Raw genomic sequence first — 13,022 nt, forward strand, 5'->3', positions numbered from 1 at the left:
CTTGTGCCTAACCGGCCAGCGGCTTGCTGACCACCCGCAACTGGCAGAACTGATGAAAGCCTTCGGCCGAACCGTGAAAACCATAACCGCTCTGCCGCGCCCCCACCCAGGGACACTCCACGGTGCCAAAGCAACTTTTGTTGACGCCGATCATACCGGCTTCCAGGTGTCGCGCCACCTGCCAGGCACGGTCTTCATCCTCGCCGAACACCACGGCGCCCAAGCCGTATTCGGTGCTGTTGGCCAGAAACAGGGCTTCATCGAGGTTGTCATAACCCTGAATGCAGAGCACCGGACCGAAGGTTTCCTGCTGCATGATCCACATGTCGGAACGACAGTCGGTCAGTATCGTCGGGGTAATATAGCGCGGCGGATGGTCCTGGCCGCCATACAGCAGACGCGCGCCCGAGGACAGCGCCTGTTCGATCTGATCCAGTACATGCTGGCGCTGGCGATCATGAATCATGGGGCCGAGCCGGACTCTGGCGTCGTGCCAGGGGCCGGTGACATACTGTGCAGAGCGTTCTATTACCCGTTGCTCGAAGCACTCCTGCACCTGGCGGTCGACATAAACCCGCTCGGTCGCCACGCAGACCTGGCCTGCATTCTCAAAACTGCTGGCACAGGCGAACTCGGCCGCGGCATCCAGGTCGGCATCGTCCAGCACCAGCAACGGATCCTTGCCGCCCAGCTCCAGCATCAGCCGCTTAAGACCCGGGGCTGCGCGGGTCATGATGTCCTTGCCCGCCTCCCTTGAGCCGGTAAAGGCCACCATGTTGATATCGGCCTCCACCAGCGCCCGGCCCTGCTGGTCAGGCCCCTGCACCACCTGCAGCACGCCGGCGGGCAGATGACGATTGAGCACATCGGCATATGCCTGCGCAATCAGCGGTGTTTCCTCCGACGGCTTGAACAGCACCGTATTGCCACAGAGTAGCGCCGGCAGCAACATCCACTGCGGCATGGACATCGGGTAGTTCCAGGGGCTGATCACGGCACAGACGCCCAGCGGATCATAGTAAAGCGTGGATTCGGTATCATTATCACTGCTGCGCCGCGACTGCAGCGCTGCCACCGCCTGCTTGACCCTCGGCTCGATACTCTGGGCACAAAAACGCACCTCGCCAATCCCCTTGCGCAGCGGCTTGCCCATCTCCTGGCTCAGCAGTTCACCCAGTTGCTCGGATTCATGCTGCAGATCCTGGGCCGCCCGCAGCAGGCATTCACCCCGCTGTTCAATACTCAGGTGACTCCAGCGGGACAGCGCTTCGCGCGCCGCACACACCAGGGCGGGAATCGCATCCAGCGACGTGGTGGGGATTTCACCCACCGGTTCTCCCGTGGCGGGATTCAGGGAGATCAGATAAGTCATGGCAGCACCTCCTTCAGCCTGACCTTCAGGATAGTTGCTGCCAGACAGCCTAGCGAGCCCCGCGGCCCCACGGCGTGCCGCCCGGTTTCTTGCAGGATGGATTTCACACCGAACTCACAACCGCACTGCCAGGGTTGTGATCAGTGCGAGCGCATCAAGCTTGCACCTCGACATTAGCGAGAGCCACGCCACCGATGAACGCACTGGAAACCCTCAATCACACCCTTTTTCCAGCAATCACCTGACCCTGTTCATGGCCTGCAGCCTCATGCTGCAGCGGCCGCTGCGGGCCGGGGGACTCTGGCTGTTTCTGCGCGCTGATAGCCTGGGCCCGGGTGTCTCTGGGGATATATTTCCCGCTGGATACGGTCGGTACGATACTGATAGGGGCCTTGGCGGGCAGCGCAAGCAAAGGCCGGCTGATAGGGTCGCCCGCTTTAAACAGGACTCTCAGAGCGGCTGGCGTGCCTCTGCCACATGCCGGGAACGGCTCAGGCCGGCGATCAGCGCCATGGCTGCGAGCACCACCGGCAGCATCAGCCAGTTCATGGTTACCCACCCCAAAGAGGCCTCCAGCCAGCCGGCCGCCAGAGCCGACAACGCCACACTGCTGAACACCAGAAACTCGTTGGCCGCCTGGGTACGGGCCTTTTCGGCGGGCCTGTAAGCCCGGGTCAGGAAGGAAGTCGCACTGATAAACATGAAGCACCAGCCCGTGCCCAGCAACACCAGCGCCAGCCAGAAGTGCCAGTGGCTCTGGCCCAACAGGTTGACCAGGATACAGAGCAGCATCAGCGCGCCACCGGCCTGCATCATGTGCGGCGCGCCAAAGCGCTCTACCAGGCGCCCGGTAAAGAATGCCGGTACGAACATCCCCAGTACATGCCACTGAATGACGTGGGCCGCATCATCGAAGCTGAAACCGTGGTGAATCATGGCCAGGGGGGTTGCACTCATCAGCAGGTTCATCACTGCATAGCTGACCATGCCCGCCACCACTGCCATAACGAACACCGGCTGGCGCACGATCAGTCCCAGCGGCCGCCGGGGTGCGTCCGATACGGCTGCCGATGGCGCCGCCAGACGCACCGCACGCAGCAACAGTAGCGCCAGTGCATAGAGACCGAAGAGGCCGATAAAGGCGCCGAGAAACGGCGTGTCTGTGTACCAGCCACGGCTGTGGATCGCCAGGTTCGGCCCCAGCACCGCCGCCAGCACACCGCCGGCCATCACCAGGGAAATGGCCCGGCTCTGCTGCGCCGCCGGCGCCGCCTCGATGGCAGCGAAGCGGTACAGCATGCCAAAACCGATGCCGATGCCCAGCAAAAAAGTGCCAAGGTTAAAGGCCCAGAAGCTGGCCTGCACCAGGGCCAAGCCACTGCAGGCCGCCCCCAGCAGCCCGATGAGGTTGCCCAGGTAAAAGCCGTTCTTGCGCCCGATGCGCTGCATGATCAGGGATGCCGGAATCGTTGCCGCCATCAGACCGATAAACTGCATCGCCATGGGCAGGGTAATCAGGGCCACCGACGGTGCCAGTTCCTTGCCGATCAGCGCATTGACCGACACCAGCAGGATATTGCCGGTGTTGAGCAGCGCCTGGCACAGCGACAGCAGGATAACGTTGGCATTGAGAGCACTGGCAGGGCGTCCGGGCGTCATGAGAAAACTCCTTGTAACTGCGAGGGTTGGACAGCAAAGCGCTGTCGATACTCGGACGGGTTGATACCCAGCCGCTTGATAAAAATGCACCGCATCCGGTCTGGCGAGCCGAAACCGCAGCGCTCGGCAATCGCCGACAGTGACCCGTCACCCTCTTCCAGCGCTCGCTGGGCGCGCTCGATCCGCACGCGTTCGATGAAGTCGCCGGGGCTGAGGTCCAGCTCTCGCCGGAACAATCGGGACAGGTGTCTTGGGCTCACCGCCGCCCGCTCAGCCAGGGACTCGAGGGTAAAGCGCCGGGCCGGTGCCTGACGGATACCCTCAACCGCCCGGCGCAGCGGCGCCGACATTGGCCCCTGCTGTACCAGGCCGGTACTGAACTGGGACTGGCCGCCGGGACGGTGCATGAACATCACCAGTTCACGCGCCACCTCGGCCGCGAGGCGATGCCCCTGGTCATCGCGCAACAGCGCCAGCGCCAGGTCAATGCCGGCGGTCACCCCGGCCGAGCTGTAGACATTGCCGTCGCACAGGTAGAGTGCATCGGGCTCGACCCGGACATCGGGATGCAGCTCTGCCAGGTGCTGGCAGTGCTTCCAGTGGGTGACCGCCCGCCGGCCACGCAGCAGCCCTGCCTGGGCCAGCAGAAAGGCGCCGGTACAGACCGACCCGAGCCGGCGCACCTCGGTGGATCTTGCCACCAGCCAGTCCGTCAGCAAGCGATCGCCACAGGCCGCCTCAACACCGTAACCACCGGCCACCAGCAGGGTGTCCAGGTTTCCGGCGTCGGCGAGACCGCGCTGTGCCAGCAGCGTCATGCCGGAGTTGGTGACAACGGGGCCCGCGTGCCGGGCGAGGATCACCACCTCGTAGTCCGGCGCGGGCAGCAGATGATTGGCGGTGGCGAAGACCTGCAGCGGACCCGCCACATCGAGCAGCTGGCAGTCCGGGTACGCGACTACGGCTATCGTCTTCATCTTTCAAGCTCCAGAGGTGAGACCTGTGCAGTATGCTCAGCGGCGGTCATGTCCACAATGACAATAAACCGTCAAATCCGGACATCCTGCAATGCGGCGCATCCGCCGAATCCAGGTTGCGCTTTGCGCCTGCCCCCCCATACTTGAACGTGCCATGCCAAACTCCCGTGCTTTTCCATTTCAGCGCCGCGACGGCCAGGTGCGTGTGCTGTCGCTGAACATCCAGGTCGGCCTACAGACCTCAAGCTACATGCACTATGTAACGAGGTCCTGGAAACACCTGCTGCCGACCCGTGGCGCGCGCAACAACCTGGAGCGTATCGCCGAACTGGCCGCCCACTTCGATGTGGTCGCGCTGCAGGAGTGTGATGCCGGCAGCCTGCGTACGGCCCAGCTGAACCAGGTGGCCCACCTGGCGGAGCTGGCCGGTTTCCCGTACTGGCACGCCGCCATTACCCGGGATCTCGCCCCCTTTGCCCGCCACTGCCTGGGGTGCCTGTCCCGCTGGCCGTTGCGCGAAATCGAGTTCCACCCGCTACCCGGCCGCCTGCCGGGACGCGGTGCGCTGGAGGTCGAAGTTCGGCCCCCCGGCTATGCACCGCTGCGCCTGATCATTGCCCACCTGGCCCTGGGTCGCCAGACCCGGGCCCACCAGCTGCACTACCTGGCACAGCTCATTGGCACGGACCGGGATAGCCTGTTGCTCGGTGATCTCAACTGCGACCTGCCGGAACTCCATGCCCACCCCGGCATCCGCGAGGCGGCCCTGCGCACGCTGCACAACGGTGATACCTTCCCAAGCTGGCGGCCCAAACGCTCGATCGATCATGTACTGGCAACGCCCCACATCGATGTGATTGACGCCCGGGTGCTGGACGAGCGCATGTCGGACCACCTGCCCATTGCCACCCACATCCGCCTGCGACTCGAACCCGACCGCTAGCACAGCACAGTGCAACAAGCCCCCGGACTAACTGCCCATTGCCATCCATCCCTTCAACCACAACCGCCTGCGACTCGAACCCGACCGCTAGCACAGCACAACAAGCACCCGGACTAACTGCCTATTGCCATCCATCCCTTCAACCACCACCGCCCGCGACTCGAACCCGACCGCTAGCACAGCACAGTGCAACAAGCCCCCGGGCCTACACATTGCACCTTGCACCTTGCACCTTGCACCTTGCTCCTCACTCCTTGCACCTTGCACCTTGCCCCTTTTTCCTCGCACCTCGCCCCTTACAAGCGCGCCAGCAGCGCCTGGCGGATCTCGTTGTCGCTCAGGACTATGGGGTTGGTTTTCATGCTGTTGCCGCCGCTGCCGGCAATGACCCCGGGCAGGTCGGCCTCGGTCATACCAAAAGCTGACAGCCGTGGCAGCTCACACGCTTCGATCCAGCTGTCGAGCAACCCGACCAGCGCGTCACAGCCTGCTTCAATGCTGTCTTCTTCGACGCCCAGCCAGCCTGCCACCCGGGCGTACTTGGCCAGCGCCTGGCTCGTCGGCGCCCGTTCACGCAGCGCCGCTATGTTCATCGCCGTGGCCATCGCCAGCAAGGTGCCGCAGGCCACGCCGTGGGGAATGGGAAAGCAGGCCCCCAGCGGCGAGGCCATGCCGTGTACCGACCCCAGCCCCGCCTGGGCCAGGCAGATACCGGACAGCATGGCGGCATAGGCCAGCTGGCCCGGGTCCCTCACCGGCGTCGCTCCCAGGGGATCAAAGCCTGCCGCAAAGGCCTTGATACCGCTTTGGGCCAGGGCATCGGTAAAGGCGCTGGCACGGGTCGATACGTAGGACTCCAGCAGCTGGGTCAGGGCATCCATGGCATTGGCCATCAATACCTGGGGCGGGCAGCTGTGCAGCAGGTCCGGGTCCACCAGGGCGACACGCGGCAGCAATTTTTCATCCCGGAATGACTTCTTGAAACCTCCGGTGCCATGGCGCGTCAGCACCGCATTCTTGGTCATTTCGCTGCCGGTACCGGCGGTTGTCGGCACCGCCACCAGCGGCAGGCTCGGGCCCCGATAAGGCAGTTCCGGCCCTACGCCCTCCAGGTACTCCATCACCGAATGCTGTACCGGCAGCAGGCCGGCGATAGCCTTGGCGGCATCCAGCGCACTGCCACCGCCAATCCCGAGCACCATATCGATACCGTAATCGCCGTACTGGCCGACCACCTCATCCACCTGTTCGGGGCTGGGCTCGCCGGCAATGGAGACCTGTACCCAGCCCAGGCCCGCGTCCTTCAACCGGCCCTGCAACTGCGCCCAGCGCTCGCTGCCGACAAAGGATCGACCACCGGTCACGATCAGTACCCTTGTGCCCAGGGACGCCAGTACATCGGTCAGCTGATCAAAGCTGCCAGCGCCAAAAATAATGCGTGGCAGTGCCGCCACGCCAAAGGGCCCGACACTCAAGGCGCCGGTACCCGGTGCTGCTGATTCCGTAGTGCCCATATTCATTTTCCCCTGTGCTTGCCGGCGACCCCGGCGAATGAGCTATGCACCATAGCCAAAAAAGCCGGCTGCCCCAAGGGACAGCCGGCTGGATTCACCCGTTATAAGAGCAAGAAACTAGCCTTTGCGGCCGGCTTCCCAGCTTTTCAGCAGCTCATCGTAGGGCACCGTTTCACCCTGGGGTTTCTCGTTGGCCAGTTTCGCCTTGGGCGCACCCGGCTGCTCCAGCCAGTAGCTGGCGTCACGCGGCTCGTTCAGTTTCGGACCGCACTCGCCCTGGACACCGGCGCGCTCAAGCCGCTGCAGCACCTTGTCCTGGGCCGCCGCCAGGCCGTCCAGCGACTCCTGCGGTGTTTTCTCGCCGCTGGCAGCTTCGGCAATGTACTGCCACCACAGCTGTGCCAGTTTCGGGTAGTCCGGCACGTTGGTACCGGTCGGGGTCCACTGGGTACGCGCCGGGCTGCGATAGAACTCGACCAGGCCGCCGAGCATGGGCGCCGCTTCGGTCATGGCATCGGAGTTGATGTCAGACTCGCGGATCGGCGTCAGGCCCACCAGGGTCTTTTTCAGCGATACGGTTTTGGACACGGTGAACTGGGCATACAGCCAGGCCGCCAGACGCTGCTTTTCCGGGGTGGAGTTGAGGAAGGTCCAGGAACCGGTGTCCTGGTAACCCAGCTTCATGCCCTCTTCCCAGTATGGCCCCTTGGGCGACGGTGCCATGCGCCACTTGGGCGTGCCATCGTCGTTGACCACCGGCAGGCCCTTTTCGGTCATGCTGGAGGTAAAGGCGGTGTACCAGAAGATCTGCTGCGCCACCCCACCCTGGGCAGGCACCGGGCCGGCTTCGGAGAAGGTCATGCCCTGGGCTTCCGGCGGGGCATACTTGCGCAGCCAGTCAACGTACTTGGTGGTGGCGTACACCGCCGCCGGGCCATTGGTGGCACCACCGCGCTCAACGCTCGAACCCACCGGGCTGCAACCGTCTACGCGGATGCCCCACTCATCCACCGGCAGGCCGTTGGGCAGGCCCTTGTCGCCGGCACCGGCCATGGAGAACCAGGCATCGGTGAAACGCCAGCCCAGGGACGGATCCTTCTTGCCGTAATCCATGTGGCCGTAAACAGGCTCGCCGTCGATCTCCTTGACCTTCTCGCTGAAGAACTCGGCGATGTCTTCATAGGCGGACCAGTTTTTCGGCACACCCAGCTCGTAACCATAGATTTCCTTGAATTTGGCCTTGAGGTCGTCGCGGGCAAACCAGTCGGCACGGAACCAGTACAGGTTGGCGAACTGCTGATCCGGCAGCTGATACAGCTTGCCATCGGGGCCGGTGGTGAAGTCCAGACCGATAAAGTCCTCCAGATCCAGGGTCGGCAGGGTGAAGTCCTTGCCATCGCCCTCGATCATGTCAGAAATAGGCACCACCTTGCCGTAGCGAAAGTGGGTACCGATCAGGTCGGAGTCGTTGATGTAGGCATCGTAGATATTGCGATCGGACTGCATCTGGGTCTGCAGTTTTTCCACCACGTCGCCTTCCTGGATCAGGTCGTGGTTAACCTTGATGCCGGTAATCTCCTCGAATGCTCGGGCCAGCACCTTGGCTTCGTATTCATGGGTGGCAATGGTTTCGGATGCCACATTGATGGTCATGCCGCGAAACGGCTTGGCCGCTTCGGTGAACCACTGCATTTCGGTGATCTGCTGCTCGGGCGTCAGGGTCGAGGTATCGAACTCCTCGGCGGCCCACTTGTTGGCAGCATCCAGATACTGATCCGCATAGGCTTGCACACTGACACCCAGGGTCGCGGCGGCAATGGCAACGCGCAGCAGCAGCGCCTGTGGCAATTTATTATTCTTGGTCATCGTCAACCTCATTGGAGTTGATTGCGTTTCAGGGGGTCGCGGCAACGCCGTGTCGCCTTGAGCTCGCCTGTCTTTCTTATGACCGGCACGGCTTCGAAGCCGCGCCGGGGCTTGGGGTAAACCGTCTTGCGTAAACGTACGTGCAGTGCGGGACTCAGCCCCAGCGCAGCACGATGGCCAGCCAGATCACCGAGATGCCCAGCGGCAGCCACAGTGACATGTCGCTCAAGCCGACATACAGCAGGTGAAAGTAGGCGCTCACCAGCAGGCCGATAAAGAGCCGGTCGCCACGGGTGGTGGGAATCGGCAGAAAGCCCTTGCGCTCGACACAGGGGGCGTACAGTTCATAGGCTGTCATGCAGACCAGGATGATGCCAATGGTGATAAAGAAAATTGCAACCGGTAAGGTCCAGGCCATCCAGCTAATCATTGTTCGTCTCCTTATACCCGGCCCAGGGCAAAGCCCTTGGCTACATGGTTGCGTACAAACCAGATCACCAGCAGACCCGGCAGGATGGTGAGCACACCGGCCGCGGCCAGCACCCCCCAGTCGACCCCGGTGGCGCCGACGGTGCGCGTCATGATGGCGGCAATGGGCTTGGCTTCCACCGAGGTCAGGGTGCGTGCCAGCAACAGCTCAACCCAGGAGAACATGAAGGCGAAGAAGGCCGTCACACCGATGCCCGAACGGATCATGGGCAGGAAGATGCGACCGAAGAAGCGCGGAAAGCTGTAACCGTCGATATAGGCGGTTTCATCAATTTCCCGTGGTACGCCGGACATGAAACCTTCCAGAATCCAGACCGCAAGCGGCACGTTGAACAGGCAGTGCGCCAGTGCCACGGCAATATGGGTATCGAACAGCCCCACGGACGAGTAGAGCTGAAAGAACGGCAACAGGAAGACGGCAGGCGGCGCCATGCGGTTGGTCAGCAGCCAGAAGAACAGGTGCTTGTCGCCAACAAAACGGTAGCGGCTGAAGGCATAGGCCGCAGGCAAGGCGACCAGCAGTGTAATCACCACGTTCATCGAGACATAGATGATCGAGTTGATATAGCCCGAATACCAGGTGGCATCGGTGAAGATCACCAGGTAGTTTTCGAGGGTGAAGTTGCTCGGCCACAGGCTCAAGGACCCCAGAATTTCTTCATTGGTCTTGAACGACATATTGACGAGCCAGTAGATGGGCACCAGCAGGAACAGGATATAGAGCGTGATGCCGACGGTTTTGCGCTTGGTCATGTTCATAATTCGGGCCTCACTTCGCCTTGTCCATATAGGTGATGGTCGTGAAGAACAGCCAGGACACCAACAACACGATCAGGAAGTAAATCAGCGAGAATGCCGCCGCCGGCCCCAGGTCAAACTGGCCGATGGCCATCTTGGTCAGGGTCTGGCTGAGGAAGGTGGTCGAGTTGCCGGGGCCACCGCCGGTGAGCACAAAGGGCTCGGTGTAGATCATGAAGCTGTCCATAAAGCGCAGCAGGATGCCGATCACCAGCACGCTTTGCAGACGCGGCAGCTGGATATAGCGAAACACCGCCCACTTCGAGGCTCGGTCGATCTCAGCCGCCTGGTAAAAGGCTTCCGGAATGGCGCGCAGGCCCGAGTAGCACAGCAGCGCCACCAGGGAGGTCCAGTGCCAGACATCCATCAGCAGCACCGTGGCCCAGGCATCACCGGTGTTAGAGGCGTAGTTGTAGTCAATACCCAGCGCATTCAGCGCCCAGCCAAACAGGCCGATGTCCGCACGACCGAAGATCTGCCAGATGGTGCCCACCACGTTCCAGGGAATCAGCAGCGGAATGGCCAGCAATATCAGGCAGAGCGAGGCCATGCGTCCCCTGGTCGGCATCATCAGCGCCACCGCGATGCCCAGCGGAATTTCGATCACCAGCACCGAGAACGAATAGAGGAACTGGCGCAGCAACGAATCATGCAGCCGCGGGTCACGCAGCACTTCGCGATACCAGTCGACACCCACAAAGTAGGCATTGTTCTGATCAAAGATGTCCTGTACCGAGTAGTTCACCACGGTCATCAGCGGAATGACGGCGGAAAAGGCCACCAGCAGGAACACCGGCAGCACCAGCCACCAGGCTTTGTTGTTATCAGTCTTGATGATCATCGGGCTTGCTCCTCGAACAGGAACTCATCGATATAGAGCTTCAGCCACTGCTGCGGGAAGCTCACGTAGGCACGACCATTGGGCACATCGCGATCCTCGTCCAGGCGGGCCTTGAGCGTCTGCCCGCCCAGCCTGAAGGTGACGATTTTGTAAGTGCCCAGATCCTCGGTCCCGGCCACGGTCGCTTCATAGGCATCGTCCGCCGGGCCATCCCAGATATGCACGAACTCGGGACGGATGCCGATCTTGAGGTTGTCGCTGGGCACCAGTGCCAGGTGCTCGTTCAGCTCATCGCTGAGCGGCACCTTGAAGCCGTCGAAGCTGACCCCGCCTTCACAGCGGCTCACCTCGATGAGGTTCATGCCGGGACTGCCGATAAAAAAGCCGACGAAGGTATGGTTGGGCGCCTCGAACAGTTCCCGCGGCGTGCCGAACTGCACGATCTGACCGCCGTACATGACCGCGATCTTGTCGGCGAAGGTCGAGGCCTCCAGCTGATCGTGGGTCACATAGACCATGGTGATATTGAACTGCTCGTGGATCTGTTTGAGCTTGCGGCGCAGTTTCCACTTGAGGTGCGGATCGATCACGGTGAGGGGTTCGTCGAACAGGATGGCGGAAACATCGTCCCGCACCAGGCCGCGGCCCATGGATACCTTTTGCTTTTCGTCCGCGGTCAGGTTCTTGGCCTTGTTGTGCAGCACCGGATGCAGCTCGAGAATCTCGGCGACCTCGTTGACCTTGGCACGCACCTTGGGTTCCGGCACCCGGGCGTTGCGCAGCGGAAAGGCAAGGTTGTCGAACACCGTCATGGAGTCGTAGATCACCGGGAACTGGAACACCTGGGCGATATTGCGATCCTTGGGTGACAACTCGTTGACGCGCACGTTATCGAACAGCACCTCGCCCTCGGAGGGCGCCAGCAGGCCGGAAATAATGTTCAGCAAGGTACTCTTGCCGCAGCCGGACGGGCCCAGCAGCGCATAGGCACCGCCCTGGTGCCAGACGTGGTTCATTTCCCGAATCGCATAGTCCGAAGGACCCGTGGGCTTGGCACTGTAGCTGTGGGCCAGTGATTTCAGGTGTATCTCAGCCATGATTAGCGCCCCCCTGTAGCAGACGTCTCTCGGGTGTCACAACGCTTGCCTCACGGATCACGCTGTTCGCACAGGACTTCAAATGTGTCTCAGACATTGTGTGCACGCCCTGTAGCAGACGTCTCTCGGGTACCACTACCTGCAGCTCGCGCCGGCTAGCACTTGCCTTGTAAATAGTGCTCTCAGACATTGGTTGCAGCCCCCTGTACCAGACGCGTCGGTGCTTGCAACATGGCGCCGCTCCTGTCGAACACAAACAGCTTGTGGGTCGGCAGATACACCTTGATCGGCGAGTCGGTGCGGTACTCGTGCACTCCGGACAGCTGCAGCACCAGGCTGAAGTGGCGGTTCTTTACGTGCATGAAGGTTTCCGAACCGCTGATTTCCGCCAGCTCGACCTGCATCGACAGTTCCAGGTCATCGTCATTGCGCGGCACCAGACCGATATGGCTTGGGCGCACGCCAAAGCGGTAGTCGCCCGGTTCCAGGTCGCGCAGGTCCTGGTTGAGCGGAAAGTGGGCATACTCGTCGAAGGTCACCTCGGTTTCGGACACGCGCCCACCCAGCAGATTGATCGGCGGCTCGCTGAACAGCGCCGCCGACTCGACGTTCACTGGCTGTCGATACACGGTATTCACCGGGCCCGACTGGATGATGCGGCCTTCATGCAACAGGGTGGTGGTGCCGCCAAGCGCCAGGGCTTCATTGGGCTCGGTGGTGGCATAGATGGCGATGGAGCGACGTTCCTTGAACAGTTCACGCAGTTCCATGCGCAACTCTTCGCGCAGCTTGTAATCCAGGTTAACCAGCGGCTCATCGAACAAGATCAGGCTGGCATCCTTGACCAGCGCCCGCGCCATGGCGGTGCGCTGCTGCTGACCACCGGAGAGCTCCAGGGGCAGGCGATCCATAAAGGGCTCGATACGCAGCATGGCCGCCGTCTCGTCAACACGCTTCTTGATCTGCGCTTCCGGCATTTTCGACAGGCGCAATGGCGAGGCGATATTTTCCCGTACCGTCAGGTTCGGGTAGTTGATGAACTGCTGGTAGACCATCGAGACATTACGCTGCTGTACCGGCATGCCGGTGACATCGGCGCCGTCCATCAGCACTCGCCCGGTCGTCGGCTTGTCGAGACCGGCCATCAGTCGCATCAGGGAGGTTTTGCCGGCCAGGGTGTGGCCCAGCAAGACATTGAACGAGCCGGGTTCGAAGCTGATATTCGCATCGCTGATGAATGGCACGCCATCCACCACCCGCGTGATGTTTTCCAGTGTTAGCGACATATTGTCGTCCCTTGTTCTTATTGTCATGACTGCCTGTTCAGGCGGCCGGTGCACTGTGAACTCTGCGGCTCACAGCTTTTTCGAATACGAACAAAGGAAAGCGAACAACGTGCCAAAATGCCAACAAAACCCAGACAAAAACTATAATTTATTGTTTTTAAACAAAATTTAAACGAAGAG

At 61.6% G+C, this 13,022-nt stretch carries 11 protein-coding genes; 1 reads left to right on the forward strand and 10 read right to left on the reverse strand.

From position 1 onward, the window contains the following. Positions 1-7: 7 nt before the first annotated feature. From KDW95_RS09455 to KDW95_RS09465, 3 genes are all read right to left on the reverse strand, one after another. Entirely contained in the window at positions 8-1,372 is a 1,365-nt protein-coding gene (locus KDW95_RS09455) for an aldehyde dehydrogenase family protein (RefSeq protein ID WP_255856023.1), read from the reverse strand. Between the two features lie 450 nt (positions 1,373-1,822). Beyond that, positions 1,823-3,031 (reverse strand): MFS transporter, encoded by a 1,209-nt coding sequence (locus tag KDW95_RS09460; RefSeq protein WP_255856024.1) that lies wholly within the window; start codon positions 3,029-3,031, stop codon positions 1,823-1,825. Then, positions 3,028-4,008, reverse strand: coding sequence for a GlxA family transcriptional regulator (locus KDW95_RS09465; RefSeq protein WP_255856025.1), 981 nt, complete (start codon positions 4,006-4,008; stop codon positions 3,028-3,030). Before KDW95_RS09465 ends, KDW95_RS09460 begins: the two co-directional genes overlap by 4 nt. A 154-nt stretch (positions 4,009-4,162) precedes the next feature. On the opposite strand from KDW95_RS09465, the gene KDW95_RS09470 reads away from it, so the two are divergent. Beyond that, positions 4,163-4,951 (forward strand): endonuclease/exonuclease/phosphatase family protein, encoded by a 789-nt coding sequence (locus KDW95_RS09470; RefSeq protein ID WP_255856026.1) that lies wholly within the window; start codon positions 4,163-4,165, stop codon positions 4,949-4,951. A gap of 296 nt (positions 4,952-5,247) precedes the next feature. On the opposite strand, the gene KDW95_RS09475 is transcribed toward KDW95_RS09470, so the two are convergent. The 7 genes from KDW95_RS09475 to KDW95_RS09505 form a co-directional block, all read right to left on the reverse strand. After that, positions 5,248-6,465, reverse strand: coding sequence for an iron-containing alcohol dehydrogenase (locus KDW95_RS09475; RefSeq protein ID WP_255856027.1), 1,218 nt, complete (start codon positions 6,463-6,465; stop codon positions 5,248-5,250). A 117-nt stretch (positions 6,466-6,582) separates the two neighbouring features. After that, positions 6,583-8,331: an ABC transporter substrate-binding protein gene (locus tag KDW95_RS09480; RefSeq protein ID WP_255856028.1), complete on the reverse strand. Its 1,749-nt coding sequence runs from the start codon at positions 8,329-8,331 to the stop codon at positions 6,583-6,585. Positions 8,332-8,485: 154 nt separating this feature from the next. Further along, positions 8,486-8,758: a DUF2160 domain-containing protein gene (locus tag KDW95_RS09485; protein ID WP_255856491.1), complete on the reverse strand. Its 273-nt coding sequence runs from the start codon at positions 8,756-8,758 to the stop codon at positions 8,486-8,488. A 14-nt stretch (positions 8,759-8,772) separates the two neighbouring features. Beyond that, positions 8,773-9,579 carry a carbohydrate ABC transporter permease gene (locus tag KDW95_RS09490; RefSeq protein WP_441813625.1) on the reverse strand — a complete coding sequence of 269 codons (807 nt, stop codon included), beginning with the start codon at positions 9,577-9,579 and terminating at the stop codon, positions 8,773-8,775. 10 nt (positions 9,580-9,589) lie between these two features. Further along, on the reverse strand, positions 9,590-10,456 hold the full coding sequence (locus KDW95_RS09495) for a carbohydrate ABC transporter permease (protein WP_255856493.1): 867 nt from the start codon (positions 10,454-10,456) through the stop codon (positions 9,590-9,592). Next, positions 10,456-11,556: an ABC transporter ATP-binding protein gene (locus KDW95_RS09500; protein WP_255856029.1), complete on the reverse strand. Its 1,101-nt coding sequence runs from the start codon at positions 11,554-11,556 to the stop codon at positions 10,456-10,458. The genes KDW95_RS09495 and KDW95_RS09500 overlap by 1 nt, the downstream gene beginning before the upstream one ends. A 182-nt stretch (positions 11,557-11,738) precedes the next feature. Beyond that, complete coding sequence (locus tag KDW95_RS09505) at positions 11,739-12,842, reverse strand: ABC transporter ATP-binding protein (RefSeq protein ID WP_255856030.1); 1,104 nt, start codon at positions 12,840-12,842, stop codon at positions 11,739-11,741. Between the last annotated feature and the right edge of the window lie 180 nt (positions 12,843-13,022).

The organism is Marinobacterium rhizophilum, assembly GCF_024397915.1.
GTDB classification, from domain to species: domain Bacteria; phylum Pseudomonadota; class Gammaproteobacteria; order Pseudomonadales; family Balneatricaceae; genus Marinobacterium_A; species Marinobacterium_A rhizophilum_A.

Coding starts and splice junctions, on each gene's coding strand:
- KDW95_RS09455 (WP_255856023.1), bottom strand. CDS start 1,372: ATGACTTATCTGATCTCCCTGAATCCCGCCACGGGAGAACCGGTGGGT.
- KDW95_RS09460 (WP_255856024.1), bottom strand. CDS start 3,031: ATGACGCCCGGACGCCCTGCCAGTGCTCTCAATGCCAACGTTATCCTG.
- KDW95_RS09465 (WP_255856025.1), bottom strand. CDS start 4,008: ATGAAGACGATAGCCGTAGTCGCGTACCCGGACTGCCAGCTGCTCGAT.
- KDW95_RS09470 (WP_255856026.1), top strand. CDS start 4,163: ATGCCAAACTCCCGTGCTTTTCCATTTCAGCGCCGCGACGGCCAGGTG.
- KDW95_RS09475 (WP_255856027.1), bottom strand. CDS start 6,465: ATGGGCACTACGGAATCAGCAGCACCGGGTACCGGCGCCTTGAGTGTC.
- KDW95_RS09480 (WP_255856028.1), bottom strand. CDS start 8,331: ATGACCAAGAATAATAAATTGCCACAGGCGCTGCTGCTGCGCGTTGCC.
- KDW95_RS09490 (WP_441813625.1), bottom strand. CDS start 9,579: ATGAACATGACCAAGCGCAAAACCGTCGGCATCACGCTCTATATCCTG.
- KDW95_RS09500 (WP_255856029.1), bottom strand. CDS start 11,556: ATGGCTGAGATACACCTGAAATCACTGGCCCACAGCTACAGTGCCAAG.
- KDW95_RS09505 (WP_255856030.1), bottom strand. CDS start 12,842: ATGTCGCTAACACTGGAAAACATCACGCGGGTGGTGGATGGCGTGCCA.